The sequence below is a fragment of the Streptomyces sp. NPDC048671 genome (assembly GCF_055587045.1).
Map to the genome: position 1 here is coordinate 339807 of NZ_JBVJHB010000001.1, position 26086 is coordinate 365892.

23 protein-coding genes and 1 riboswitch are annotated in these 26086 nt (G+C 72.6%); of the genes, 11 read left to right on the forward strand and 12 right to left on the reverse strand.

Features of this window, described 5'->3' with window-relative positions:
• Positions 1 to 4 precede the first annotated feature (4 nt).
• The 4 genes from ACZ6S6_RS01615 to rsmH form a co-directional block, all read right to left on the reverse strand.
• Entirely contained in the window at positions 5 to 1720 is a 1716-nt protein-coding gene (locus ACZ6S6_RS01615; RefSeq protein WP_362953594.1) for a UDP-N-acetylmuramoyl-L-alanyl-D-glutamate--2,6-diaminopimelate ligase, read from the reverse strand.
• Positions 1721 to 1738: 18 nt separating this feature from the next.
• A complete protein-coding gene (locus ACZ6S6_RS01620; protein WP_469703028.1) occupies positions 1739 to 3724 on the reverse strand; it encodes a peptidoglycan D,D-transpeptidase FtsI family protein in 1986 nt (661 codons plus the stop codon).
• 4 nt (positions 3725 to 3728) lie between these two features.
• Positions 3729 to 4286 carry a cell division protein FtsL gene (gene ftsL / locus ACZ6S6_RS01625; RefSeq protein ID WP_469703820.1) on the reverse strand — a complete coding sequence of 186 codons (558 nt, stop codon included), beginning with the start codon at positions 4284 to 4286 and terminating at the stop codon, positions 3729 to 3731.
• Positions 4287 to 4389: 103 nt separating this feature from the next.
• A complete protein-coding gene (gene rsmH, locus ACZ6S6_RS01630) occupies positions 4390 to 5355 on the reverse strand; it encodes a 16S rRNA (cytosine(1402)-N(4))-methyltransferase RsmH (RefSeq protein ID WP_362953589.1) in 966 nt (321 codons plus the stop codon).
• Positions 5356 to 5758: 403 nt separating this feature from the next.
• On the opposite strand from rsmH, the gene ACZ6S6_RS01635 reads away from it, so the two are divergent.
• The 4 genes from ACZ6S6_RS01635 to ACZ6S6_RS01650 all read left to right on the forward strand — a co-directional run bounded on the left by ACZ6S6_RS01635 (position 5759) and on the right by ACZ6S6_RS01650 (position 11396).
• Positions 5759 to 6307: a beta-class carbonic anhydrase gene (locus ACZ6S6_RS01635; protein WP_362953587.1), complete on the forward strand. Its 549-nt coding sequence runs from the start codon at positions 5759 to 5761 to the stop codon at positions 6305 to 6307.
• Between the two features lie 253 nt (positions 6308 to 6560).
• The gene (locus tag ACZ6S6_RS01640; RefSeq protein WP_469703034.1) at positions 6561 to 7610 is read left to right on the forward strand and encodes an AAA family ATPase; all 1050 of its coding nucleotides are present in this window, start codon (positions 6561 to 6563) and stop codon (positions 7608 to 7610) included.
• Positions 7610 to 8977: a DUF58 domain-containing protein gene (locus ACZ6S6_RS01645; protein ID WP_469703036.1), complete on the forward strand. Its 1368-nt coding sequence runs from the start codon at positions 7610 to 7612 to the stop codon at positions 8975 to 8977. The genes ACZ6S6_RS01640 and ACZ6S6_RS01645 overlap by 1 nt, the downstream gene beginning before the upstream one ends.
• A gap of 10 nt (positions 8978 to 8987) precedes the next feature.
• Positions 8988 to 11396 (forward strand): transglutaminase TgpA family protein, encoded by a 2409-nt coding sequence (locus tag ACZ6S6_RS01650; RefSeq protein WP_469703038.1) that lies wholly within the window; start codon positions 8988 to 8990, stop codon positions 11394 to 11396.
• Between the two features lie 158 nt (positions 11397 to 11554).
• Here the strand turns inward: ACZ6S6_RS01650 and ACZ6S6_RS01655 are convergent, their stop codons facing one another.
• From ACZ6S6_RS01655 to ACZ6S6_RS01665, 3 genes are all read right to left on the reverse strand, one after another.
• A complete protein-coding gene (locus tag ACZ6S6_RS01655; protein ID WP_362953579.1) occupies positions 11555 to 11959 on the reverse strand; it encodes a DUF3040 domain-containing protein in 405 nt (134 codons plus the stop codon).
• Positions 11960 to 12243: 284 nt separating this feature from the next.
• Positions 12244 to 13002: a methyltransferase gene (locus tag ACZ6S6_RS01660; protein WP_469703040.1), complete on the reverse strand. Its 759-nt coding sequence runs from the start codon at positions 13000 to 13002 to the stop codon at positions 12244 to 12246.
• A gap of 103 nt (positions 13003 to 13105) precedes the next feature.
• Positions 13106 to 13630, reverse strand: coding sequence for an SAV_6107 family HEPN domain-containing protein (locus ACZ6S6_RS01665; RefSeq protein WP_362953575.1), 525 nt, complete (start codon positions 13628 to 13630; stop codon positions 13106 to 13108).
• Between the two features lie 167 nt (positions 13631 to 13797).
• Here ACZ6S6_RS01665 and ACZ6S6_RS01670 point away from each other — a divergent pair, with 167 nt between their 5' ends.
• The 5 genes from ACZ6S6_RS01670 to ACZ6S6_RS01690 all read left to right on the forward strand — a co-directional run bounded on the left by ACZ6S6_RS01670 (position 13798) and on the right by ACZ6S6_RS01690 (position 19793).
• Positions 13798 to 14568, forward strand: coding sequence for an ATP-binding cassette domain-containing protein (locus tag ACZ6S6_RS01670; RefSeq protein ID WP_469703042.1), 771 nt, complete (start codon positions 13798 to 13800; stop codon positions 14566 to 14568).
• The gene (locus ACZ6S6_RS01675; protein WP_362953571.1) at positions 14540 to 16627 is read left to right on the forward strand and encodes a YhgE/Pip domain-containing protein; all 2088 of its coding nucleotides are present in this window, start codon (positions 14540 to 14542) and stop codon (positions 16625 to 16627) included. Before ACZ6S6_RS01670 ends, ACZ6S6_RS01675 begins: the two co-directional genes overlap by 29 nt.
• Before the next feature lie 29 nt (positions 16628 to 16656).
• A complete protein-coding gene (locus ACZ6S6_RS01680) occupies positions 16657 to 17268 on the forward strand; it encodes a TetR/AcrR family transcriptional regulator (RefSeq protein ID WP_362953569.1) in 612 nt (203 codons plus the stop codon).
• A 361-nt stretch (positions 17269 to 17629) separates the two neighbouring features.
• Complete coding sequence (locus ACZ6S6_RS01685; protein ID WP_469703045.1) at positions 17630 to 18247, forward strand: DUF4126 domain-containing protein; 618 nt, start codon at positions 17630 to 17632, stop codon at positions 18245 to 18247.
• 31 nt (positions 18248 to 18278) lie between these two features.
• The gene (locus tag ACZ6S6_RS01690; protein WP_469703047.1) at positions 18279 to 19793 is read left to right on the forward strand and encodes a phytoene desaturase family protein; all 1515 of its coding nucleotides are present in this window, start codon (positions 18279 to 18281) and stop codon (positions 19791 to 19793) included.
• Positions 19794 to 19891: 98 nt separating this feature from the next.
• Here the strand turns inward: ACZ6S6_RS01690 and ACZ6S6_RS01695 are convergent, their stop codons facing one another.
• From ACZ6S6_RS01695 to ACZ6S6_RS01715, 5 genes are all read right to left on the reverse strand, one after another.
• Entirely contained in the window at positions 19892 to 20854 is a 963-nt protein-coding gene (locus ACZ6S6_RS01695) for a hypothetical protein (protein ID WP_469703050.1), read from the reverse strand.
• A gap of 50 nt (positions 20855 to 20904) precedes the next feature.
• Positions 20905 to 21822 (reverse strand): methylenetetrahydrofolate reductase [NAD(P)H], encoded by a 918-nt coding sequence (gene metF, locus ACZ6S6_RS01700; protein ID WP_362953562.1) that lies wholly within the window; start codon positions 21820 to 21822, stop codon positions 20905 to 20907.
• Positions 21823 to 21967: 145 nt separating this feature from the next.
• Positions 21968 to 22621 (reverse strand): thiamine phosphate synthase, encoded by a 654-nt coding sequence (thiE, locus tag ACZ6S6_RS01705; protein ID WP_362953560.1) that lies wholly within the window; start codon positions 22619 to 22621, stop codon positions 21968 to 21970.
• Between the two features lie 95 nt (positions 22622 to 22716).
• Positions 22717 to 23082: an Rv2175c family DNA-binding protein gene (locus tag ACZ6S6_RS01710; protein WP_362953558.1), complete on the reverse strand. Its 366-nt coding sequence runs from the start codon at positions 23080 to 23082 to the stop codon at positions 22717 to 22719.
• Positions 23083 to 23215: 133 nt separating this feature from the next.
• On the reverse strand, positions 23216 to 24472 hold the full coding sequence (locus tag ACZ6S6_RS01715) for an NAD(P)/FAD-dependent oxidoreductase (RefSeq protein WP_469703058.1): 1257 nt from the start codon (positions 24470 to 24472) through the stop codon (positions 23216 to 23218).
• Positions 24473 to 24581: 109 nt separating this feature from the next.
• Positions 24582 to 24694: riboswitch (TPP riboswitch) on the forward strand.
• On the opposite strand from ACZ6S6_RS01715, the gene thiO reads away from it, so the two are divergent.
• Positions 24692 to 25870, forward strand: a complete 1179-nt coding sequence (gene thiO, locus ACZ6S6_RS01720; RefSeq protein ID WP_469703822.1) for a glycine oxidase ThiO — start codon at positions 24692 to 24694, stop codon at positions 25868 to 25870. Its footprint overlaps the riboswitch before it by 3 nt.
• Positions 25867 to 26085: a sulfur carrier protein ThiS gene (thiS, locus tag ACZ6S6_RS01725; RefSeq protein WP_362953554.1), complete on the forward strand. Its 219-nt coding sequence runs from the start codon at positions 25867 to 25869 to the stop codon at positions 26083 to 26085. The genes thiO and thiS overlap by 4 nt, the downstream gene beginning before the upstream one ends.
• Position 26086: the final 1 nt, after the last annotated feature.

Consider the following 26086-nt stretch of genomic DNA (forward strand, 5'->3'; position numbering starts at 1 on the left):
TTGGTCATCCCTGACTGTTGTTCTCGTGGGTGGAGGCACGGTGGACGGCGCTCTCGTGTCCCAGGGACCGCTCGATGGCCTCGCGCAGGACCACCCGGTCGTCGAAGGGGCGCACCACTCCGTGGATGTCCTGGCCCTGCTCGTGGCCCTTGCCCGCGACGATCACGGTGTCGCCGGGCCCGGCCCGGCCGACCGCGGCGGCGATGGCGGCGGCCCGGTCGGCGTCGACCAGGACGTCACCGCGTTCGTGCACGGGCACCTCGGCGGCGCCCGCGAGCATGGCGGCGAGGATGCCCAGGGGGTCCTCGGAGCGGGGGTTGTCGGAGGTCAGTACGGCGGTGTCGGAGAGCCGGGCCGCGGCTGCGCCCATCGGGCCGCGCTTGGTGGTGTCGCGGTCGCCGCCGCAGCCGAGGACGATGTGCAGCTTGCCCTCGGTGACCTTCCGCAGGGAGCGGAGGACCGATTCGACGGCGTCGGTCTTGTGCGCGTAGTCGACGAGTGCGAGATACGGCTGTCCGGCGTCGACCCGCTCCAGCCGGCCGGGCACCCCGGGCACGACGGCGACGCCGTCGGCCGCGATCTGCGGGTCGATGCCCGCGACCGCGAGGGTGACGATCGCGGCCAGGGTGTTGGCTACGTTGAACGGTCCGGGCAGCGGGGCCCTGGCGGTGGCCCGTTCGTCCTTGGGGCCGACGACGGTGAAGGTGGAGCCGCGCTGGCCGACCTCGACGTCCTCGGCCCGCCAGTCGGCGTCCGGGTGGCCCTCGGCGGAGAAGGTGGTGACCGGGACGGAGGCCTCGGTGATCAGCCTGCGTCCGTACGCGTCGTCGAAGTTGACGACGCCCTGCCTGCTGCGCTGCGGGGTGAACAGCCGCGCCTTGGCCTGGAAGTAGTCCTCCATGCCGGAGTGGAACTCCATGTGCTCGGGGCTGAGGTTGTTGAAGACGGATACGTCGAAGACGCAGCCGTCGACCCGGCCGAGCACCAGGGCGTGGCTGGAGACCTCCATGGTCACCGCGTCGGCACCGCGTTCGCGCATGACGGCGAGCAGGGCCTGCAGATCGGTGGCCTCGGGGGTGGTCCGCTCGGACTTGATGCGCTCGTCGCCGATCCGCATCTCCACGGTGCCGATCAGACCGGTGCTGCGTCCGGCGCCGCGGAAGCCGCCCTCGATGAGGTAGGCGGTGGTGGTCTTGCCGGAGGTTCCGGTGATGCCGATCTGGAGCAGGTCGGTACCCGGGTGTCCGTAGATCTCGGCGGCGAGTTCCCCCATCCGGCCGCGCGGGTCCTCGGTGACGAGCACCGGGAGTCCGGTGGCGGCGGCGCGTTCGGCGCCCGCCGGGTCGGTGAGGATGGCGGCCGCGCCGAGGCCGGCCGCCTGGGCGGTGAAGTCGGCGCCGTGGAGGCGGGCACCCGGCAGGGCCGCGTACACGTCTCCGGGGCGTACGGCCCGTGAGTCATGGGTGATGCCGGTGACTTCGCCGGTGCCGGGCGGTTCGACTCCCAGCCTGGCTGCCAGTGTCACCATGGAGGTCGGCCGCAGCCGATCCGGGCGGGGCGCTCCCGGGTAGTTCACAGGGGCGTCCTTCTGGGTGTTTCGGGACTGTTCAGCGGGCACGGCGGTGAGCGTACCGGGAGCACCCGGCCTCTCGCGAAGCGAGGGGGCGGGGTCGCGGTGGTTCCCGTTCCGGTTCCCGGGATCAGGGGTGATGGTTGTCACTGGAGGGTCTCCCCGAGTTCACTCGCCGGGTTTGAAGGACACCGGCAGCCTGGCCGGCTCACTGCCGGACGGTGCGGTCTGAAGCGTCTTGAGCGCGAATTCCATGACCTGCTTGTAGATGGGTCCGCAGATCTGGCCGCCGAAATAGCCGCCCTTGGTGGGGTTCTGGATCGCACAGTAGACGGTGATCTGGGGGTCGTCGGCGGGGGCGAAGCCGGCGAAGGAGGCGGTGTAGCCGTGGTAGCCGCCGCGTACCGGGTCGACCCGGTTGGCCGTACCGGTCTTGCCCGCGACCCGGTAGCCGGGGATCTTGGCCTGCGTTCCGGTGCCCTCCTGGTCGCCGACCACCGACTCCAGCATGCTCGCGAGTGTCCTGGCGGTCTTCTCGCTGACCACCCGGGTCTGCTCGGGGGCGTCGGTGGCGGTGAAGCGGCCGTCGGCGCCCTTGGTGCCGCGGACGAGGGTCGGTGCGATCCGGACCCCGCCGTTGGCGATCGTGGAGTAGATCGAGGCGGCCTGTACGGCGTTGAGCGAGAGGCCCTGGCCGAACGGGATCGTGTACTGCTGCGAGGTCGACCAGTCCTGCGGCTTGGCGAGGATGCCGGGGGTCTCGCCCGGATATCCGAGCCCGGTCGGTGAGCCGATGCCGAATTTGCGCAGGTAGGAGTAGAGCGTCTTGTTGGCCTGGGCCTGGGTCTTGCCGAGCTGTCCGGCGGCCATGATGGTTCCGATGTTGCTGGACTTGGCCAGTACACCGTTGAGCGTCAGGTACCAGGTGGGGTGGTCGATGTCGTCCTTGAAGCTCCGGTCGCCGCGGTGCAGCCGGTTCGGGACGGTGACGTGGGTGCCGGGCGTGGCGACCCCTTCCTCCAGCACCGCGGCCATGGACATGACCTTGCTGGTGGAGCCGGGCTCGTACACGTCCTGGAGCGCGGCGTTGCCCAGCGACGCCGCGTCGGCCTGCGAGAGGTCGTTGGGGTCGAAGCCGGGGGCGTTGGCCATGGCGAGCACCTCACCCGTCCGGGTGTTCTGGACGACGACGTAGCCGCGGTCGGCCTTGGACTTCGTCACCTGTTCGGAGATGGCCTTCTGGGCCGCCCACTGGATGTCGCGGTCGATCGTCAGCTCGATGTCGGAGCCCGCGACGGCCGGGACCTCCTTGGTGCCCGCGGTGGGCACCCGGCGGCCGCCCGACTGGGCGTACTTGATCGTGCCGTCCTCGCCCGCCAGCTCCTTGTCCAGCTGCGATTCCAGGCCGCCCGCGCCCTCGCCCTCGGCGTTGACATAACCCAGTATCCCGGCGGCGAGCCCGCCGTTGGGATAGACCCGCTTGGTGGTCGCCTCCTGGAAGACACCGGCCAGCACATTGGCTCCGGGGCCGCCGGCCGCCTTGTCCTTCGCGGCCTTCTCGGCGAAGACCGACTTGAGGTCCTTGATCTGCTTCCAGACCTGCGGTGTCTGCCGGCGGGCCAGCACCGCGTACCGGCTCTTCGGCTTCGCCAGCTTCTTCGTCAGCTCGGCCGCGTCGGCGCCGAGGATGGGCGCGAGCAGGGCCGCCGCCTGCTGGGGGGCGTCCGGGGCGTTGCTGTCGGCCGGTGTGAACATCTTGGGGTCGGCGGTGATGTCGTACGCGTCGACGCTGGTGGCCAGCGCGATGCCGCTGCGGTCGGTGATCTCGCCGCGCTCGGCGGCGACGGTGTAGCTGAGGTAGCGGTTCTCGTCGGCCTTGGCCGCGTACGCGTTGGCGTCGACGGCCTGGACCTGGAGGAGCCGGACGACGAACGCGATCATGACGAGTGTCAGGGCGAGGCTGACCAGCCGCAGCCTGGGGCGCGGGCTGCCGAGCCGCAGCGGGCGGCCGGAGCGGCCGCGCGGCACCGGCCCGCGCGCGGCGGACGAGGACCGCCGCCGCGCGTCGGGGCGGGGGCGGCCGGAGCGGGGCGCGGCCTTACGGGGGCGCGCCGGGCCGGGGACCCGGCGGCGCGGTGGTTCCTTGGAAGGCACTGCGTCACCTGCCGGGGCTCGTGGAGGGCTGGTCTGCCGGGGTACTGGGGGTCGCCGGTCCGTTCGGCCCGGCCGCGTCGGCGGCGGGCCCGGCCGCGGACGTACCCGGTTGGGCGGCGGGGGCGCCGGCGGTGCTGCCGGTCGTGCCGCCCGAGGGGGTGGCGCCGGGCGGGCCGGAGGGCGTCGCCTGGCTCGTGGTGGGCTGCGGCGGCGCGGTGGTCTTCTGCGGCGGTGTGGGGGTCGGCTCGGCGGTGGCGGTCGAGGGCACACCCCGGACCGTGCCGTCGGGGCTCAGGAAGACGGGGCTGCCGCCGGGGACCATGCCCAGTTCCCGGGCGCGCCGGGCCAGCGCGTCGGGCTCGGCGGAGCTGTCGACGTCACGCTGGAGCGCCTGCTGCTCATCGGTGAGGTCGGTGGTCCGCTTCTTCAGCTCACTCAGCCGGAACGATCCTTCGTTGAGCGCGGAGTTCAGCAGCAGCAGGGTGATCAGGCCGCCGCCCAGGAGCAGGACGACCAGCAGGACGAAGGGGGCACGGGCCGCGTTGCTCGGCCCGGCCGGCATCAGCCGGGTGAGCCGTGCGGCACGCCCTTTCAACTGCCCTGCCGCCTTGCTCACCGCACCGCCCCGTCCCTCGGCCGCGTCCGCACGCCGGGGCTCCGGGGGCTCATCGCTCCTCCGCCCGGATCCGCTGGGCGCCGCGCAGCCGGGCGGGGGCGGCCCGCCGGTTCTCGGCGACCTCCTCCTCGGTGGGCAGCTCCGCACCCCGGGTCAGCAGCTTCAGCCGGGGCTGGTAGCGCTCGGGGACGACCGGCAGCCCGGCCGGAGCGGTGTTGGCGGCGCCCGCCGCCAACACCTGCTTGACCAGCCGGTCCTCCAGCGAGTGGTACGAGAGGACGGCGATGCGGCCGCCGACGGCGAGGCTGCGCACAGCGGCCGGGATCGCCCGCTCCAGCACGGTGAGCTCACCGTTGACCTCGATGCGCAGCGCCTGGAAGGTGCGTTTGGCGGGGTTACCGCCGGTGCGCTTGGCGGCCTGCGGCAGCGAGTCACGGATCAGCTCGACGAGCCTGGCGCTGTTACTGAAAGGTTCCTTCTCGCGCTCGCGGACGACGGCGGAGACGATCCGCTTGGCCTGCTTCTCCTCGCCGTACGCCCGCAGGATCCGGACCAGTTCGCCGGGCGGATAGGTGTTGAGCACCTCGGCCGCGCCGATGCCGGTCGTCTGGTCCATGCGCATGTCGAGCGGGGCGTCCTGGGCGTACGCGAATCCGCGGTCGGCCTCGTCCAGTTGCATGGAGGAGACGCCGAGGTCGAACAGGATCCCCTGGACCTTGGGGACGCCGAGCCGGTCGAGCACCTCGGGCAGTTCGTCGTAGACGGCGTGCACCAGTTCGGCGCGGTCGCCGTAGGGGGCGAGGCGCTCGCCCGAGAGGCGCAGCGCCTCCTTGTCCCGGTCCAGCGCGATCAGCCGGGCGGTGGGGAAGGCGGCGAGCAGTGCCTCGCTGTGTCCGCCGAGGCCCAGCGTGCAGTCGACGACCACGGGCGGCTGCGGTCCCGGTGCCTCAAGAGCCGGGGCCAACAGGTCCAGGCACCGCTGGAGCATCACCGGGACGTGTCGGGTCTGGCTCATGCGCCCTCTCAGGCTCAGGTCCCGGGTGGCTGTACGTACGGCCTGGTCCCCGCCCGCTCGCGAAGGGGAGGTCCGCCGGCGCCGGGGAAGGGGCGTCAGCCGACCGGCGAGCGGGAGAGGGCCGGGCCGTACGTACGCCGCGCACACGGGGAAACTTCGGAATGTGCAGGGTGTCGGTAACTTCCCGTCACTTTAGACCGACCGGCAGTCGGTCTTGTTCCACCCTGCCATTCGATCCATTCCCGATCAATCAACCCGGCAGCGCGTCGGCCCCTCCCTTTGTTCACCCGGCCGGGCGACCGAGTGCGAGGCTTGTGGGTTACCTCACAACAAACGTCGTTGACGTTCTTTGTCCGCTTCCACGCCACGCCGCAGCGGCCGACGCGGGCTAACGTCTTGTTCCATGTCGACTTCCGCGCATTCCCCTGCCGAGCCGTCCGCTCCCGTCGCCGGCGGCACGGTCACCGACCGCCTCGTCGAGGCGAACGTCCACTACGCCTCCGAGTTCAGCGATCCCGGCATGGACGCGAAGCCGGTGCTGCGCGTCGCCGTGGTCGCCTGCATGGACGCCCGCCTCGACCTGCACAAGGCGCTCGGCCTGGCGCTCGGTGACTGCCACACCATCCGCAACGCGGGCGGCGTGGTCACCGACGACGTGATCCGCTCGCTGACCATCAGCCAGCGGGCCCTCGGCACCCGCAGCGTGATACTGATCCACCACACGAACTGCGGCATGGAGTCGATCACCGAGGAGTTCCGCCAGGAGCTGGAGGGCGAGGTCGGCCAGCGCCCCGTCTGGGCCGTGGAGGCCTACAGCGACGCGGACCAGGATGTACGGCAGTCGATGCAGCGGGTCCGCACGTCGCCGTTCCTGCTGCACAACGATGACGTGCGCGGTTTCGTCTTCGATGTGACCAGCGGTCTGCTGCGCGAGATCTTTCCGGCCTCCTGACCTCCGGAAAGACCCGGAATGACATCAGCCGGGCATCGAAAAACCTACCCAACCCGACATATCGGCACCAGTTATCCACAGGCGAGTGACACGAAGCGGTAACGGCAACAAGAATGCGGGGGTGACACCCCGTCGGACGATGTCCGCCGCGGTGTCCGGATTTCGGGGTGGGCCGGGCCGCACGAGGGCACCGGCCCGTGACTGGGGAATCCCGTGCTCCTGGTGAGCGTGGGGCAGGGCCGAGGAGGGCCGGGTGACGACCTATGACGATCGAGCGAGCCTCACAGATCTGACCACCACAGCGGAGCGGGTGCGCAGGTCGGTGGAGAGTGTGATCGAGGGCAAGCCTGAGGTCGTACGGCTTTCGCTGACCGTGCTGCTCGCGGAGGGACACCTGCTGATCGAGGACGTCCCCGGCGTCGGCAAGACCATGCTGGCCAAGGCGCTGGCGCGGTCCATCGACTGCTCGGTGCGGCGTATCCAGTTCACACCGGACCTGCTGCCGTCGGACATCACCGGGGTGTCCATCTTCGATCAGCAGCGCCGCGAGTTCGAGTTCAAACCGGGCGCGATCTTCGCCCAGATCGTGATCGGCGACGAGATCAACCGCGCCTCGCCCAAGACGCAGTCCGCGCTGCTGGAGTCGATGGAGGAGCGCCAGGTCACGATCGACGGGCACACCTACGAACTGCCCGACCCCTTCATGGTCGTGGCCACCCAGAACCCGGTGGAGATGGAGGGCACGTACCCGCTGCCCGAGGCCCAGCGCGACCGGTTCATGGCGAGGGTGTCGATCGGCTACCCCAGCCCGGAGGCCGAGCTCCAGATGCTCGATGTGCACGGCGGCGTCTCGCCCCTGGACGACCTCCAGCCGGTGGCGCACGCACACGACATCGTGAAGCTGATCGACGCGGTGCGCACGGTCCACGTCGCCGACGCCGTCCGCCGGTACGCGGTGCAGCTCGTCAGGGCCACCCGCAGCCATCCCGATCTCAGACTCGGCGCCTCGCCGCGCGCCACCCTGCATCTGCTGCGCGCGGCGAAGGCCTCCGCGGCGCTGAGCAGCCGGGACTACTGCCTGCCCGACGACGTGCAGGCGCTGGCCGTCGCGGTGCTCGCCCACCGGCTGCTGCCGACCGCGCAGGCCCAGCTGAACCGCCGCACCGCCGAGCAGGTCGTGCTGGAGATCCTCCAGCAGACACCGGTGCCGACGGCGGCGGGCGGTGCGGGCGTCCCGGCGCCGCAGCATCGGCCGGACGCCGCGTACGGCAGCCGGCAGCAGCCCGGCGTACGGCGGCTCTGATGAGCGCCGGGGGGCCCGTCGCGATGGACGACAGCGGCAAAGGCGGTCTGCGGGCCGCCCTGAGCGGGCTGACCACGCGCGGCCGGTCCTTCCTCGCGGCCGGTATCGCCGCCGCGGTCTGCGCGTATGTGCTGGGCCAGGGGGACCTGCTGCGCGTCGGGCTGCTGCTCGCCGTGCTGCCGCTGGTCTGCGTGACGGTGCTCTTCCGGACGCGCTACCGGGTCGCGGGCACCCGGCGCCTCTCGCCGTCCCGGGTGCCCGCGGGCTCCGAGGCGCGGGTCCATCTGCGGATGGACAACATCTCCCGGCTGCCCACCGGTCTGCTGATGCTCCAGGACCGGGTGCCGTACGGGCTCGGTCCACGCCCCCGTTTCGTCCTGGACCGGGTGGAGGCGGGCGGCCGGCGCGAGGTGTCCTACCGGGTGCGGTCCGATCTGCGGGGGCGCTATCCGCTCGGTCCGCTGCAGCTGCGGCTGAGCGATCCGTTCGGGATGTGCGAGCTGACCCGTTCGTTCAGCGCGTACGACACCCTCGTCGTCATCCCTCGGACCGAACCGCTGCCGCCGGTGCGGCTGGCGGGCGAGTCCTCCGGGTACGGCGAGGGGCGGCAGCGGTCGCTGGCGCTGGCCGGCGAGGACGACGTGATCCCGCGCGGCTACCGGCACGGCGACGACCTGCGCCGCGTCCACTGGCGCTCCACCGCGCGCTACGGCGAGCTGATGGTGCGCCGCGAGGAGCAGCCGCAGCGGGCCAGATGCACGGTGCTGCTGGACACCCGGCAGAGCGCGTACCAGGGGACGGGGCCCGAATCGGCGTTCGAGTGGGCCGTGTCGGGGGCCGCCTCCGCGCTGATGCACATGCTGGAACGGGGCTTCGCGGTCCGGTTGCTGACGGACGAGGGCGGTGCGCTCGCGGGAGAGGGGCAGGGCGGTTTCGCCGGCTCCGGCCAGGACTCCGCGACCGCGGCCGGGCTGATGATGGACACCCTCGCCGTCCTCGACCACTCCGACGGGGGCGGTCTCTCCCGTGCGTACGACGTGCTGCGCGGCGGCAACGAGGGCCTGCTGATCGCCTTCCTCGGCGATCTGGACGAGGAGCAGGCGGCAGTGGCCGCCCGGATGCGGCAGCGCAGCGGTGGCGCCGTCGCGTTCGTGCTGGACAGCTCCGCCTGGGTGCACAGCGAGTCGCCCGCCACCGAGGCGGCCTCCGAGCAGCGGCTGCGGCTGCTGCGCGAGTCGGGGTGGACGGCGGTCGCGGCGGGGCCGGGAACGGATCTCGCGCCGCTGTGGCAGCAGGCGAGCCAGCTGGGTTCGCTGACGCAGTCCGCGACGGGCGGTACGACAGGTTTCTCCAGTGGTTGGTCATGAGGGGACGGTCATGAGCGGTCATGGTCGACTGGCGCTGTGCGCCTATGCGGCGACGCTGATGGCGGCGTGTTCGATGCTGCCGCTGGTCGACCCGGTCGGCTGGATGGGGCAGGCCGCGTTCCTGCTGGCCGTCCAGTGCGGGGTGGGTGCGCTCGGCCGCCGGGTGCCGCTGCCACGGCTGCTGACCGTCGCCGCGCAGATGCTGGTCACGCTGATGCTGCTGACCGTGGCGTTCGCCCGGGAGCAGGCGCCGGCGGGGTTCCTGCCGGGACCGCAGGCCGTGCGGCTGCTCGTGGATCTGCTGTCGGCGGGCGCCGATGACGTCGGCCGGTACGCGATTCCGGCACCGGCCACGGCGGGCATCCGGCTGATGCTGGTGGGCGGTGTGCTGCTGGTCGGCCTCGCGGTGGACGTGCTGGCGGTGACGTTCCGCAGTGCCGCCCCGGCCGGGCTGCCCCTGCTGGCCCTGTACTCGGTCGCGGCCGGGCTGTCGGACGGCGGTGCGGACTGGCTGTGGTTCCTCCTCGCCGCCTGCGGCTATCTGCTCCTGCTGCTGGCCGAGGGGCGCGAGCGGCTCTCCCAGTGGGGCCGGGTCTTCTCCGGCGCGGCCAGGCCCAGGGGCGGCCCGGCCGGTGGCGATCTCTCGGGCGGCGGAGCGCTCGCCCCGGTGCGCACGGGGCGCCGCATCGGCGCGCTGGCCCTGGGAGTCGCGCTGGCCGTACCCGCGGCGCTGCCCGCTCTCGACAGCGGTCTGCTGGCCGGCAACGGGGCCGGCAACGGCAGAGGGGGCGGTGGCGGCACCATCTCCGCGGTGAACCCGCTGGTCTCGCTGCAGAACAACCTCAACCAGCCGGAGAACCGGCAGGTGATGTCGTACCGCACCAACTCGAACAGTCCTCAGGACTTCTATCTGCGGATCCTGGCGCTGGACCAGTTCAACGGAAACGAGTGGCGGGCGTCGACCCGCCGGCTGAAGGACGTGCCGAAGCGGCTTCCGAGCCCGGGGGGTCTGTCCCCGGAGGTCGCGGTCACGGAGATCAGCTCGAACATCTCCGCGTCCCCCTCGTACCGGCAGACCTATCTGCCCCTCCCCTATCCGGCGACCGAGGTCAGGGTCGGCGGGCACTGGCGGTACGAGTCCGAGGGACGCACCCTCGTCGGTGACGACGGGGAGACGACCAAGGGTGCGCAGTACGAGGTCTCCAGCCTGGTCGTGCAGCCGACATCGGGCCAGCTCGCCGACGCGGGACCGGCCCCGGCCGCCCTCCGGCGCGAGTACACCCAGGTGCCCGACTCGCTGCCGAAGGTGGTCAGGGAGACGGCCGACGAGGTGACGAGGGGGGCCCGCAACGCCTACGAGCAGGCGGTGAAGCTGCAGGACTACTTCGCCTCGGACGGCGGGTTCACCTACGACACCTCGGTGAACTCCGGCACCGGCAGCGCGGCGATCGGCCGTTTCCTCAAGGACAAGGAGGGCTTCTGCGTCCACTTCTCCTTCACGATGGCCGCGATGGCCCGGACGCTCGGCATTCCGGCCAGGGTCGCCATCGGCTTCACCCCCGGTACCGCGCAGTCGGACGGTTCGATGTCGGTCGGACTGCGTGACGCGCACGCCTGGCCGGAGCTGTATTTCGAGGGCATCGGCTGGACCCGCTTCGAGCCGACGCCGACGCGTGGCACCGCGCCGTCGTACACCCTGCCGGACGCTCCGTCCGGCGATCCGGCCGATCCGGCCCGCCCGGAGACGGGTGCGTCGGCCGCGGTGCCGGCCGCCCCGTCCGCCTCGGACAGCTGCCCGCCGCAGCTGCGCAAGCAGGGCGAGTGCGGCAGCACGGTGGCTTCCGGAGCGGTGGGGCCGACGGATTCGGGGACGCCGACGGGCACGGTGCTCGGCGTGGTCCTGCTGGTGCTGCTCGTACTGCTGCTGCCGTCGCTGCCGATGCTCTGGCGGATCCGGGCGCGGGCCCGCAGGCTCAGCTTCTCCGCCGGGCGTACGCCGGGCGACGCCGTCGCCAGAACGCTGGCGGCCTGGCGGGAGATCACCGACACGGCGTGGGACCACGGCATCGTCCCGGACGAGTCCCTGACCCCGCGCAAGGCCGCGGCCCGGATCGTGCGGCTGGGGCAGCTCGGCAGCGACGGGGCCGAGGCGGTGCACCGGGTGGCGGGCGCGGTGGAGCAGGTGCTCTACGCCCCTGAGCCGCGCCCCGGAGCAGGGCTCTCGGAGGACGTGCAGGCGGTACGGACGGCGCTGCGGGCCTCCGTCGGCCGGTCCACCCGGCTCCGCGCGGTCGTGGCACCGCGATCGGCCGTACGGGTGGTGTGGGCGGCCTCGGACCGCCGGGCAGCTCTGACCGCCCGGTGGCGCATGCCCCGACGCCCCACGTGGCTGCGGCGCCCGTCCCACCAGGAGGGCTGAACCGCGCGGGGCTGATCGCCCCGACCGCCGGGCGGGCTCGGGAGCCCGCCCGGCGGCTGGGGGCGCACGCCGTCCAGCCGGCGTCCGCGGCGCGGACACACGTGTGAGGGGCGGTCGCAGAAATGCGACCGCCCCTCACCCATAAGTGTTCGAAGCGCTTACTGGCCCTGCTCATCGCGGCGGCGCTGCCACCGCTGCTCGATCCGGTTCATCACGGTCCGGCGCTGTTTGGGCTGTCGACGCTCGCCCTCGCCTCCGGTCCCGGTCCCGGCTGTCTGTTGCTCACCGGGCTTGGGCGCCTTGCGCCAGCCCGTGACCGCGAGCACCGCGCAGCCCAGCATGACGAGGAACCCCACCACGCTGATCCAGATCTGCTGGGCGACCATTCCGGCCATGAGGAGCGCGATACCCACCAGGAAGCCAGCAACTGCCTGGTAGACCCGTCGCCGGGTGTACGTACGCAGCCCGCTTCCCTCGAGCGCTGTCGCGAACTTGGGATCTTCGGCGTACAGCGCTCGCTCCATTTGCTCGAGCATTCGCTGCTCGTGCTCCGAGAGCGGCACGGAGTCCTCCTCGTCGTCGGCCGCGGGGGGCGGCCGGTATGCGGCCCTTCCAGGATAGGCAGGGAATCGTCCCCGTGAAACCCGCCCTCATTGCCAAACAGCCAGTCCGGGCCGCCACGACGGCTCAGCTGCTGAGGCGTTGATTCCCCAACCTCCGATCCGTCATGCCGGATGGTGTCCCCCGATCATACGGGGCCGAGGAGCTGATCGGGGCTGCTGGGCCGTACTCCGTCTGCGGCTGCGTTGCTGATCAGCCGCGCTAGCGGCATGATCCGGCCGGTGCCTCAGGCGGGCTTGGTGCCCAGGACGTGCAGCTGGGTCGCCACGGAATGGAAAGCAGGCAGTTCGGCGGCAGCCGTCTCCAGCTTGAGCAGGGCTTCCATCGCGCCGGGCTCGGTGTCCACCAGGACGCCCGGTACGAGGTCCGCGAAGACGCGTACGCCGTGGACCGCGCCGACCTCGGCACCGGCCGCCGTGACCAGCTCGGTGAGCTGCTCCGCCGTGTACCGCCGGGGCATCGGGTCGCCCTCGCCCCAGCGGCCCGCCGGGTCGCTGAGCGCCTGCCTGGCCTCGGTGAAGTGACCGGCGAGCGCGCGGGCCAGGACCGCGCCGCCCAGCCCGGCGGCGAGCAGGCTGAGGGCCCCTGCCGGGCGGAGCGCGTCGACCGCGTTCCGTACGCCATCGGCGGGGTCGTCCACGTACTCCAGGACGCCGTGGCAGAGCGCCGCGTCGTAGCCACCGCGCTCGACCACGTCGAACAGCCCCAGGATGTCGCCCTGGACACCGCGGACCCGGTCGGCGACCCCGGCCTCGGCGGCGCGGCGCTCCAGCGCGAAGAGCGCGTTGGGGCTGGGGTCGACGACGGTGACCCGATGGCCGAGGCGGGCCACGGGTACGGCGAAGTTGCCCGTACCGCCGCCGGTGTCCAGTACGTCCAGGGCGTCCCTGCCGGTCGCCTTGACCTGACGGTCGAGGGCGTCCTTGAGGACCTCCCAGACCACGGCGGTACGAAGGGAGGCGCGGGGGCGCAGCTGGTCCGACACGGCAGTTGTCTCCTCGGCACGGTGCCGCCGCTGACGGCGGAGCGTGAACAGCGCAGGTGATAGGTCCTGTCCACCCTATTGCCTCGCACCGCCCGCGCCGCCCTCACTCCTCGGGCCGCTCCCCGCGGGGCCGCGGCAGCACCGGCTGGAGGACCAGCAGCCGTTCCACCAGGCGCAGGAACATCGCCGCGTCCCGCAGCAGGTCGTCCGCGTCACGCCGGCCGGCCGCTCCGGGTATGCCCGCTTCCGCACGGGCCCGCCGCCGGGCACCCGAGGCGAACAGCGCGCTCCACTCGGTCAGCTCGGGGGCGATTTCCGGGAGGACCTCCCAGGCGCTGCGGATCCGCTCCCGGCGCCGCCGGGAGGTCTCGGGGCGCCCCCGGACCGCGAGAACCGCGGCGGCGGCGCGCAGCGCGGCGAGGTGGGCGGTGGCATAGCGCTCGTTGGGCACGTCGAGAACAGCTGCCTCTTCGAGGCCGGCGCGGGCCTGGGCGAGGAGGTCGAGAGCGGCGGGCGGCGCCGTGGCTCGCCGGAGAACGGGGTGGACGTCGTGCGCCGGACCGGTCGGTGAGGGGGCAGGGCCGTCTGCGCGGCGTCGCGGAGCGGCTGCTGCGGACGAGTGGGCCATGACAGAACCTCCTGTCTCGTAACGGCTTCGTGGCCGTCTGTATCCATCGTGACGGCCCCCACTGACAATCGGCTTCGACCACCGCCTGACCTGGGGTTTTGCTTCGATCGCGAGCTGGGGCTATCTTTTTGTACTGACCAGTCAGTTCAAAAGAACGGAGAGGGCCTGTGGACAGTCCGCACGGGGCAGCTGTCGCCGCCGAGAACCTCGGGCTCAAGGGACCACGCGGCTGGGCCTTCCGCGGTGTGACGTTCAGCGCCGGGCCCGGCTCCCTGATCGCGGTCGAGGGCCCGTCCGGCTCCGGCCGCACCTGCCTGCTGCTCGCCCTCACCGGCCGGATGCGCTCCATCGAGGGCCACGCCGAGACCGGCGGCCTGCGCCTGCCGCGCCGGGCCGCCGCCGTACGGCGCATCGCCGCGCTGGGCCCCGTGCCCGGGGTCAGCGAGCTCGACCCGGCCTTCACGGTCGCCGAGCACCTGCGCGAACGCGTCCTGCTCCAGCGCCGCTACGACGGCTCCCCGCGCGCCCTGCTGCGACCTCGCCGCGAGCGCGCTGCCACGGCAAGGGCCCGGATCGACGCGGCGCTGGAAGCCGCCGGACTCGACCCCGCCACGCTGCCCAAGGCCGAGCGGACCTCCGTACGGGACCTGGAGCGGCTGGAGGCCCTGCGGCTCTCGCTCGCCCTCACGCTGATCGGCCGGCCGGCGCTGATCGCGGTGGACGACGCCGATCTCAAGCTCTCCGCCGCCGAGCGCGCCGAGGCCTGGGAGCTGCTGCGCTCCCTGGCCGCCGGCGGCACGACCGTGCTGGCCGTGTGCAGCGAGGCCCCCGAGGACGCGGTCACCGTACGCACGGATACCCACGGCGGCACCGACACCACCGACACCACGGACGACGAAAGGACGGCCGATGCGTTCGCCGAGACTGGCCACTCTTGAGCTGAGGCGCTTCGGCAGGGGGAGGCTGCCGCGAGCGGCCCTGGCCGCACTTCTGCTGCTGCCCCTGCTCTACGGCGCCCTGTACCTGTGGTCGTTCTGGGACCCGTACGGCCGCCTGGACCGCATCCCGGTCGCCCTGGTCAACGACGACAAGGGCGCCACCGCCGAGGGCAAGCGCATCGCCGCCGGGGACGAGATCACCGGCAGGCTGCTCGACTCCAAGGTCTTCGACTGGCACGAGGTGAGCGCCGCCGAGGCCGGCAAGGGCGTCGAGGACGGAACGTACTACCTCTCGCTGACCATGCCGTCGGACCTCAGCAGGCGCATCGCCTCCAGCGCGGGCGACTCCCCCGAGACCGGTGCGCTCCAGGTGCGCACCAACGACGCGAACAACTACATCGTCGGCCAGATCTCCCGGACGGTCTTCTCCGAGGTCCGCACCGCCGCATCGGCCAACGCCTCGCGCGGCTTCCTCGACCGGATCTTCATCAACTTCTCCGATCTCCACGACGCGACGGCGAAGGCGGCCGGGGGCGCCGACGATCTCAAGGGCGGGATCGGCAAGGCGAAGAAGGGCTCGAAGGACCTCGCGGACGGGCTGAAGGACGCGAAGGCCGGCAGCAGCGAACTGGCCGGCGGCATCGTCAGGCTGAACACCGGCGCGGGCGACCTGGAGACCGGCTCGCGCCAGGTCGCGGACGGCACCCAGCTCCTCGCCGACAAGGTCAACGGGGTGGCGGCCGATGTCCGCCCGTTCCTGAAGGACAACGGGAAGTCGATCGGTGACACGGCCAGGCTGGTCGCCGATTCCTCGCAGACCGTACGGGACAACCTCGACGTGCTGGTGAAGGCCGCGCCCGCCGCCGCCACCGCCGCGCACACGGCCTCCGACGATCTCACCGACGTCCACCGCACCCGGTGCGAGGAGCAGCCGCTCCCCGACGCCACCGTCTGTCCGCCGCTGAAGCGGGCCGTGACGGCGGCGGCCGATGTCGCGGCCGTGGCCGACGACGTGAACGCCCTGGTCGAGAACCAGCACGGGGACCTCAAGAAGCTGCGCGGTCAGCTGACCACCCTTCAGGAGCAGGCCGACGCCCTCGCCAAGCACTCACCGCATCTCGACGAGGACCTGAAGAGCGCGGTCAAGAAGATCAACGCGCTCAACACCGGTGCCCACAAGGTCGCCAAGGGCGCCGGTCAGCTGCACACCGGACTGGCCACGGCCAAGTCGGGATCGGCCGAGCTGAACACCGGCGTCGGGGACCTCAAGAAGGGCGCGACCAGCCTGGACAGCGCAATGATCCGGCTGGGAGACGGTTCGGCCACGCTCGCCCAGGGCCTCAACGACGGGGTCGGCAAGATCCCCGACTACGACGAGAAGGACCGCGACGCCCGTACGGGAGTCATGTCCGACCCGGTGCAGCTGGCCTCCAAGTCACTGCACGCCGCCCCCGACTACGGCACCGGTTTCGCCCCCTACTTCATCCCGCTCTCCCTCTGGGTCGGCGCGATGGTGGCGTACATGCTGATCCAGCCGCTCAACCGGCGCGCCCTGGCAGCAGGGGCCCCGGCCTGGCGCATCGCCCTCGCGGGCTGGCTGCCGGTGGCCGCGATCGGCCTGCTCCAGGTGGCCGCGCTGATGTCCGTACTGCACTGGGGACTCGGTCTCCAGATGGTCAGGGCCGCCGGGACGATCGGCTTCCTGGCGCTGGTGACCTGCTGCTTCGCCGCGATCGTGCAGTGGCTGAACGCCCGCTTCGGGGCGGCGGGACGCATCCTCGTACTCGCGGTGCTGATGCTCCAGCTGACCTCGGCCGGGGGTACGTACCCCGTGCAGACCAGTCCGGGCTTCTTCAACGCGATCCACCCCTACCTGCCGATGAGCTACGTCGTCGAAGGGCTGCGCCGGCTGATCACGGGCGGCGGGCTCGGCCCGGTCTGGCACGGCTGCGCGGTGCTGCTGGCCTTCACCGCGGGCGCGCTCGCACTGACCGCAGTCTCGGCACGCCGCAAGCAGATGTGGACACTGGAGCGGCTCCACCCGGAACTGAGCCTGTGAGCACCCCGGGACCTGTGAGAATCAGGAGCATGGAAAGCAGTAGCACCACGCGCCGCCAGGCCACCCGGCAGAAGCTCTACGAGGCGGCCGTGACCCTCATCGCCGAGAAGGGCTTCTCGGCCACCACCGTGGACGAGATCGCCGAACGCGCCGGGGTCGCCAAGGGGACGGTCTACTACAACTTCAAGAGCAAGACCGAACTCTTCGAGGAGCTGCTGCGCCACGGCGTCGGGCTGCTCACCTCCTCGCTGCGCTCGGCGGCCGAGGAGACCGACGAGCGCGGTGGCAGCCGGGTCGAGGCGCTGGACGCCATGATCCGGGCCGGCCTGGCGTTCATCGACCGCTATCCCGCCTTCACCCAGCTGTACGTGGCCGAGCTGTGGCGCACGAACCGGGCCTGGCAGGCGACCCTGCTGGTGGTGCGCCAGGAGGCCGTCGCCGTGGTCGAGGACGTGCTCAAGGAGGGGGTCGCGGGCGGCGAGCTCAGCGAGGAGATCGACATCCCGCTGACGGCGGCCGCGCTGGTCGGCATGGTGCTGGTGGCGGCGCTGGACTGGCAGGCGTTCCAGCCGGAGCGGTCCATCGACGACGTCCACTCGGCGCTGTCCCTGCTGCTGCACGGGCGGGTCAGCGGGCGCTGACCCGCGCTCCGCGCGGCGGCCCGGACACACGACGACGCCGGTCCGGCGGGGCTCGATCCCCCCGAGCCTCGCCCGACCGGCGTCATCCGTGCTGCCGGAGAACCTTCCCCCGTGACCCCGTTGTCCCCCGTGGTCCCGGTCCTCCGCCGCGCACCCCCGTTCCGGACGGGGTGCCGCACCTGCTCCGCCGCCCCGTGCCGGCGGTACCGGCGCAGCGCCCCTTCCGTGGTCCCCACTCTGCCGTCCGCGCAGGTCGCGGCTCATCCGCGTACCTACTCATCTCGGCCTCTGGGTACGGATACTCAGGCCTGCGCATCCAAGCGCTCCCGCGGCGGTACGCCGACTGGTTACGATCGCGTCCGTGTCCGTACTCCCTCTGGTGTTCACGAGCGGCTGGGCGAGCGGGATCAACGCCTACGCGGTGGTCCTCCTGCTCGGCGTCTTCGGCGCGACCGGTGTCACCGACGAGGTGCCCGAGTCGCTCCAGCGCACCGATGTGCTCGTCGTGGCCGGTGTGCTCTTCCTGTGCGAGATGGTGGCCGACAAGATCCCGTACGTGGACTCGGTGTGGGACACGGCGCACACCTTCGTCAGGCCGCTCGCCGGAGCGGTCGTCGCGGCACTGCTGGCGGGCGGGGACGGTTCGCTGTCGGAGCTCGCGGCGGGGGCCGTCGGCGGTTCCACCGCGCTGATGAGCCATCTGGTGAAGGCCGGCACCAGGATGGCGGTCAACACCTCCCCCGAGCCGTTCAGCAATATCGCCATGAGCACGGTCGAGGACCTGGGCGTGGCCGCGGTGGTCACGTTCGCCATCTTCCATCCGGTGATCGCGGCCGGCATCGCCGGGACGCTGCTGCTGCTCGGCCTGCTGGTACTGGCCTTCCTGGCCTCCCGCATCCGCCGCTTCCTGCGCCGCAGAGCGCAGCGGCGGGAGGAGAGGCGGCCGGCCTCCCCCGTTTCCCAGTGGCCTGACGGCTGAGCTGTCAGTGGCGGCCGTTAAGGTCGCTGCCATGGCACGTATTGCGGTGATCGGCGCCGGGATGGGCGCGATGTCGGCGGCGGCCCGGCTGGCCGTGGCAGGCCACCGGGTGACGGTGTACGAGCGGTCGGAGACCTTCGGCGGCTCGGTCGGCCGTCATGCCCGGGGCGGCTTCGCGTTCGACACCGGGCCCGGCCTGCTGCACCTGCCCGCGGTCTACCGCGATCTGTTCGTGAAGACGGGCAAGGAGCCGCTGGAGCGGTGCGTCACCCTGACCCAGGTCGATCCGGCGAGCCGCCATGTCTTCGCGGACGGCACCGCGGTGTCGCTGCCGAACGCCTCGCGGGCCGGGGTCGTCGAAGCGCTGGACGGCGCGCTCGGGAAGGGCGCCGGCGCGAGCTGGGGCGCGTTCCTGGACCGGGCCGGGGATGCCTGGGACCGGTCCAGGCGGCCGTTGCTGGAGGAACCGCTGCGGCCCGACTGGCAGGTGCTGGCCCGCGATCCGTACCCGGCGCTGGTACGGCGGCGGCTGCTGCGCCCGGCCTCGCGGGCCGGCACGGTGGCGGAGGTCGGCTCCCGTGAGCTGGCGGACCCCCGGCTGGCCGCTCTCCTCGACGGGTACGCGCTGTCCTACGGCCTGGATCCGCTGCACGCCCCGGCGAGCGCGGCCCTGCTGCCGTACATGGAGGAGACGTTCGGCAGCTGGTACGTCTCCGGCGGCATGCGGGCGCTGGCGCAGGCGGTGTACGAGCGGTGCCTGGCGCGGAAGGTGGAGTTCGTCTTCGGCGCCGAGGTGGCGCGGGTGGTGGAGAAGGACGGCCGGGCGGCGGGTGTGGAGCTGGCCGACGGGACGGTCACGGAGGCCGCCCACGTGGTGCTCGGAGCCCGCCCGCACGCGGGGCTGATGCCGGGTCAGGAGATCTGGCGGGACGGCGATGTGACGGTTCAGCCGCGGCCGGGCGGCGGGGCGGCGGGCCGGTTCCTGGTCCTGCTGTCGCTGCGCGGCGCCCGCCCCGCGGATGCCGCGCACCGGACGCTGGTGCACCCGGCGGACGGGGCGGCCGAGCGCGCGGCGGTGTTCGGGGGCCGGCTCGCCGCGCACCCCACGGTGACGGTGCTGCGCCCCGATGACCCCTCGACCCGTCCCGACGCGGCCCACGAGGCCGTGACGCTGATGGCGACGGTCGCACCGCACGGCCCGGTCGACTGGACGGACGCCGCGCTGCGCACGCGGTACGCGGACACCCTGATCGACACGGCGGGTGCGGCCGTGCCCGGTCTGCGCGACCGGCTGCTCCGCACGGAGGTGCGGACGCCCGCGGAGACCGAGGCGGAGACCGGTGCGCGGGGCGGCTCGGTTCCGCCGCCCGCGCTGGCCGGGGCCGGCGGCGGGTATCTGCATCCGGGGAACCGCACGCGGGTGCCGGGGCTGCTGCTGGCGGGCGGCTGGGCGCATCCGGGCGGCGGCCTGGCGCACGCGGGGATGTCGGGGACGCTGGTCGCGGGGCTCATCGTCGAGGGGGACGGGTTCCGCGGCTCCCAGTGAGGCGGCGGGGGCCGGGGAGTGGTGACCGGCCGTCAGGCGGTGACCAGCCGTCAGGCGGTGGGCGCCGGGGAGTGGTGACCAGCCGTCAGGCGGTGGTGTCAGTAGCGGTACTGGTCGTTGTGGCCGGTGTCGTAGCCGTTCGGGTACTGGGCGGGCTGTACGGGCTGTTCCGGGGGCATCGGGGGGTGGTACTGCTCGCCCTCGCGCTGCTGCGGCACCCAGACACCGCCCGGCGGGGTCTCGGGAGCGTACTGCTGGGACTGGGCGTACGGGTCGGCGTACTGCTCCCGGCCGCCGTTGCTGTCGTGGTTCCCGTAGCTGTCGTACGTGCCGTACTGCGGTGCGCCCTCGGTCGTACCGGTGCCGATGTACGGGTCGGAGTACGCGGCGTACTGCTGGCCCGCCGTGCCGTAGTCGTACTGCCCGGCTCCCGCGTAGCCGTCCTGGCCCGCGTACGTGTCCTGGCCGCCGTAGCCGCTCTGGCCGTCCTGGCCGCCGTAGGAGGTGTCCTGGCCCTGCGCCGGGTACGCGGAGTAGTCGGTGTAGGGGTCGTAGGCGGCGTACTGCGGCTGGCCCTGGGGCTGTTGGGGCTCCTGGTGCTGCCCCTGCTGCGGCCGGGGGTCGGTGTAGACGCCGTACTGCCCGGTGTCGTCCGGCAGGGGCTCCGGCGCGTAGACCGCCGCTGGATCCTGCGGGACGTGGGACGGCTCCGGCGGTGTGCCGGGGTCGTGCTCCGTCTCCAGGTCCGAGACCTGGAGACGCGGCTCGCGGTCCCCGCCGCCACGGCGGCGGCGGCTCTCACCGGGGCTGCCCCCTATGGCCCAGCCGGTCGAGAAACCGCGCCGGAAGGAGAGCGTGACGTACGTCTGGCCGGTAGCGAAGGCGATCGCGCCGATCGCGATGACGGGCACGGACGGGATCAGGACACCGATGACCACACCGACGAAGCCGGTGAAGGCGAGCAGACGCCAGCGCAGCCGCGCCTTGTACTGGAGCAGCACCTCGCCGAGCAGCCACAGCGCAACGATGCCGAACGCGATGTAGAGGACCGTCCAGCCCATGCCCGCCCCCTTCTACGGCCACCGCCCCGGATCTCGGCGGGTACGGCCGGTCACGACTGCTTGTGCAGTCCGAGATTTTCGTAGATTTCGAGCGTCGCCGTCGAGTTGTTCAACGTGATGAAGTGCAGCCCGGGAACACCCTCGGACAGCAGCCTCGCGCAGAACCGCGTTGCGAAGTCGATGCCAATGGAGCGTACAGCGGCGGGATCGTCCTTGGCGGCGAGGATGCGTTCTTTCAGTGCCGCGGGCAGGCTCGCGTTGCTGAGCTGCGGGAAACGCTCCAATTGGCGGACGCTCGTCAGGGGCATCACCTCGGGAATGACCGGGGTTTCGCAACCGGCGGCGACCACTCGGTCACGCATACGCAGGTAGTCCTCGGGGTCGAAGAACATCTGCGTGATCGCGTAGTCCGCACCGGCGCGGCACTTGTCCACGAAATGCCGGATGTCGGTGTCCCAGTCGGCGGAGCGCGGATGCATCTCGGGGAACGCCGCGACGCCGACACAGAAGTCGCCGGATTCCTTGATCAGCCGGACGAGGTCGGCCGCGTACCGCACACCCTGCGGGTGCTCGATCCACGGGCCCATCGGGTCGCCCGGCGGGTCCCCGCGCACGGCGAGGATGTTCCGGATTCCGGCGTCCGCGTACTGGCCGACCATGTTGCGCAGTTCGGCGATGGAGTGGTTGACCGCCGTGAGGTGCGCGACCGGGGTGAGGGTGGACTCGGCGGCGATGTCCTGCGTCGCCTTCACCGTCCCGGCCCGGGTGGACCCACCGGCTCCGTAGGTCACCGAGACGAAGCTCGGTCCCACTGCCTCGATCCGGCGCAGCGCGTTCCAGAGATTGCGCTCGCCCTTCTCGGTCTTGGGCGCCCAGAACTCGAAGGAGTACAAGGTCTCGCCGGTCGCGAGCATCTCACGCACGGTGCGCGCGCGATCTGTCCTGGTGGAGGGTGTGCCAAGGGCCATAACGGCAGGTTAACCAGGGCGTGGCGGCCACCCAACCGAACCGGCGGGATTTGCCCGAATTGACCGGTACTTGTCCACGCTTCGGACACCGATGTCCCAAACACGCCGCTCGGGCGGTCCCGCCCGCCCCGGTGTGTCCGCCGGATCACGCGTCGGCGCGGGCCCGGATCCTTTCGGCCAGCTCAGCGGCGGCGGCAGCGGGATCCGCGGCCTCGGTGAGGGCCCGTACGACGACGACGCGGCGCGCTCCGGCGTCCAGCACCTCGTCGAGATTGCCGGCGTCGATCCCGCCGATGGCGAACCACGGACGCGCCGGGGCGAGCGAGGCGGCGTAGCGGACGAGATCGAGGCCGGGTGCGTGCCGGCCGGGCTTGGTCGGGGTGGGCCAGCAGGGGCCGGTGCAGAAGTAGTCCACGCCGGGCTCGGTGACGGCGGCGTCGACCTCGGCCCCGGCGTGCGTGGAGCGGCCGACGATCACGTCCCGGCCGATGATCGCGCGGGCTGCGGGCACCGGCAGGTCGCCCTGGCCCAGGTGCAGCACGTCGGAGCCGATGGCATGGGCGACGTCGGCCCGGTCGTTGACCGCGAGGAGCCTGCCGTGCCGCTCGCAGGCGTCGGCGAGGACCGCGAGGTGTTCGAGCTCCTCGGCCGCCTCCATCCCCTTGTCGCGGAGCTGGACGATGTCCACCCCGCCGGAGAGGACGGCGTCGAGGAACTCGGGGAGGTCCCCCTGCCGCCTGCGGGCGTCCGTGCACAGATAGAGCCGGGCATCGGAAAGCAGCGCGCGAGGCGTGGACATGGTGAGTTCCCCCGGGAGAGCGATGGCGTTCGGTAGGCGGTGCGGAAGTGGTGCGGACCGCACCGTGCGGCCCGCACCACCTGTACGGCTGTCGGTCAGACGGCGAGCGCCTGGGCGCGGCGCTTCACCTCCGTGCCGCGGTTCTCACTCAGCGCCTGCGCGGGCGTGCCCGGCAGGCTCGGGTCGGGAGTGAAGAGCCATTCCAGCATCTCCTTGTCGGAGTAGCCGTCGTCCCTCAGGAGCGTCAGGGTCCCCGTAAGACCCTTGACCACCTTGTCGCCGTCGATGAAGGCGGCAGGCACCTGGAGTGCCCGGTTCTCACCACGTCGTACGGCGATCAGCTGGCCCTCCTTGACCAGCTGCCGCACACGCGTCACCTCGATATCGAACATTTCGGCGATATCGGGAAGGTAGAGCCAGTCAGGGACGAGAGCATCGATCTTTGCGTCAATCTCGGTCACGGGACAAGCCTGCCATCCCGGACTGACAGCCGATACCCGGACTCGGCCCTTCAGGGCCTCGCGCGCCGCGGCAGTGGTGCCGGCGACCGGCCGTGACCCGGCCACGGGCGGACGGCTCCGGCGGTGCGGGGGCCTACTGCCGGGCCGCCGACTTCAGCGGTACGGACGCGTCACCGGCCCGCTCCGGATCGAGCCGCGTGCCCGCCTCGATGAGCTTGCGCCCCTGGATCAGGTCGCGCGGCCGGCCGACGGCGAGCACCGCGACCAGGACGCCGTCGCGCAGCCAGCACACCGACCAGGCGGGGCCGGCCGGATCGCCGCGCCACAGCAGGGTGTCCGCGCCATCGTGGTGACCCGCGTACTGGACGAACCGGCCGAACTGCTCGGACCAGAAATACGGCACGGGGTCATAGGCGGGCGGCTCCGCCCCGTCCCCGCCGGCCGCGCCGATGATCTGGGCGGCCGCGGTCCGGGGCCCCTGGAGGGCGTTGTCCCAGTGGTGGACCAGCAGGCGCGCCCCGTAGCGCGCGGAGGGGAACGAGGCGCAGTCACCGACGGCGTACACGTCGGGCAGCGAGGTGCGCAGCGCCGCGTCGGCGGTCACCGATCCGTCGGGCCCGAGCCCGACGCCGGAGCCGGCCAGCCAGCCGGTGGCGGGCCGTGCGCCGATCCCGACGACGACCGCGTCGGCCGGGAGCGTGCGCCCGTCCGCCAGGACCACGCCGCCGGGCTCGACGCGGGCCACCCGCGCCCCGGTGAGGAGTACGGCGCCGCTCTCCGCGTACCAGGCGGCCATCGGGGCGGCGACCTCGGCGGGCAGGGCGCCCGCGAGGGGGCGTTCGGCGGCCTCGACGACGGTGACCTCGCAGCCCGCGGCGCGGGCCGCGGTGGCGAACTCGGCGCCGATCCAGCCCGCGCCGACGACCACGACGGTGTGCCGCGCCTCCAGGACGGGCCGCAGCCGCGCCGCGTCGTCCAGGGTGCGCAGCAGGTGGACGCCCGGCACGCCCTCGGAACCGGGCAGCACGACGGGTTCGGCGCCGGTGGCGATGACCAGGACGTCGTAGGGGACGGGCCCCGCGGAGGTGTCCAGCTCGTGGTCGCCGGCGCGCAGGCCGGTGACCTCGCGGCCCAGCCGCAACTCGATGCCCAGTGCCTCGAAGTCGATGTCGAAGGCGGATTCCTCGGCCTTGCCGAGCAGCACCGCCTTGGACAGCGGGGGGCGGTCGTAGGGCTGATGGGGTTCGGCGCCGATCAGCGTGAGGGCGCCGGTGAAGCCCTGCTCCCGCAGGGCCACCGCCGTCTGCACGCCCGCCATGCCCGCGCCGACGACGACCACCCGTCGCCCCGCCCGCTCCGACTGCCGCTCTGCCCGCTGCTGTTCGTTCACCCGTCCACCTTAATCATCTGACGGTCCGTCAGGAAAGTGGTCCGCCGTCGCGCTCTCGCCCACCGCCCTCCCGGGACTCCCCGCGGGACGGGGTCTAGGGTGGCCCACGTAGAACACTCGCGGGAGCCCGGACGCACCGGGCTGAGAGGGAGGCTGGACGGCCTCCGACCGTACGAACCTGATCCGGGTCATGCCGGCGAAGGGAGGGGCTGGATGCCCATGCGCACCCACCGCGCGAGCGGGTCCGACGTCCTCGTCATCGGGGGCGGCATCATCGGCCTGGTGACCGCCTGGCGGTCCGCACAGCGCGGCCTGGCCACCGCGGTCGTCGATCCCGATCCGGGCGGCGGGGCCGCCCGGGTCGCGGCCGGGATGCTGGCCGCCGTCACCGAACTGCACTACGGCGAAGAACTGCTGCTGGGTCTCAACGTCGCCTCCGCCGCGCGCTATCCGGCGTTCGCGGCCGAGCTGGAGGCGGCGGGCGGACAGGACATCGGCTACCGCGCCTGCGGCACCCTGGCCGTCGCGCTGGACACCGACGACCGCGCCCATCTGCGGGAGCTGCACGAGTTGCAGCGCCGGTCGGGGCTGGAGTCCGAATGGCTCACCGGCCGTGAGTGCCGTCGCCTGGAGCCGATGCTCGCGCCGGGCGTACGCGGCGGACTGCGGGTCGACGGCGACCACCAGGTCGACCCGCGCCGGCTGGCCACCGCGCTGCTGACGGCGTGCGAGCGGGCCGGGGTCGTCTTCCACCGCCACCGGGCCGAACGGCTCTCGGCGGTGCGGGACCGGGCCACCGGGGCCGTGCTGGCCGACGGTTCGGAGCCGGCGGCCGATCAGGTCGTACTCGCCGCGGGCAGCCTCAGCGGCCGGCTCGCGGGGGTGCCGGACCACGTCCTGCCGCCCGTCCGCCCGGTCAAGGGCCAGGTGCTGCGGCTGACCGTACCCACCGCGTACGCCCCCTTCCTCAGCCGCACCGTACGGGCCGTGGTCCGGGGCAGCCACGTCTACCTCGTGCCGCGCGAGAACGGCGAGCTGGTGATCGGCGCCACCAGCGAGGAGATGGGCTGGGACACCACCGTCACGGCGGGCGGGGTGTACGAGCTGCTGCGCGACGCCCACGAGCTGGTGCCCGGCATCACCGAGCTGCCGCTCACCGAGACCCTGGCCGGTCTGCGCCCCGCCTCCCCCGACAACGCCCCGCTGCTCGGCCGCACCGCGCTGCCAGGCCTCCACCTCGCCACCGGCCACCACCGCAACGGGGTGCTGCTCACTCCGGTCACCGGTGACGCCATGGCGCAGCTGCTGGCCGGCGGCGAGCTGCCCGAGGTGGCCCGCCCCTTCTCCCCCGGCCGTTTCGCGGCCGCCACCCCCGTACGACAGGAGCAGCCCGCATGACCGCGCCCCAGGCCCTCTCCGTTTCCGTGAACGGCGAGGCCGTCGCCGTCGCCGCGGGCACCACCCTGGACGCCCTTGTGGCGACCCTGACCGAGGCGCCCTCGGGTGTCGCGGCCGCGCTGAACGAGACCGTCGTGCCGCGCGGCCAGTGGTCCGCCGCCGCGCTCCGCGACGGCGACCGGGTCGAGGTCCTGACCGCGGTCCAGGGAGGCTGAC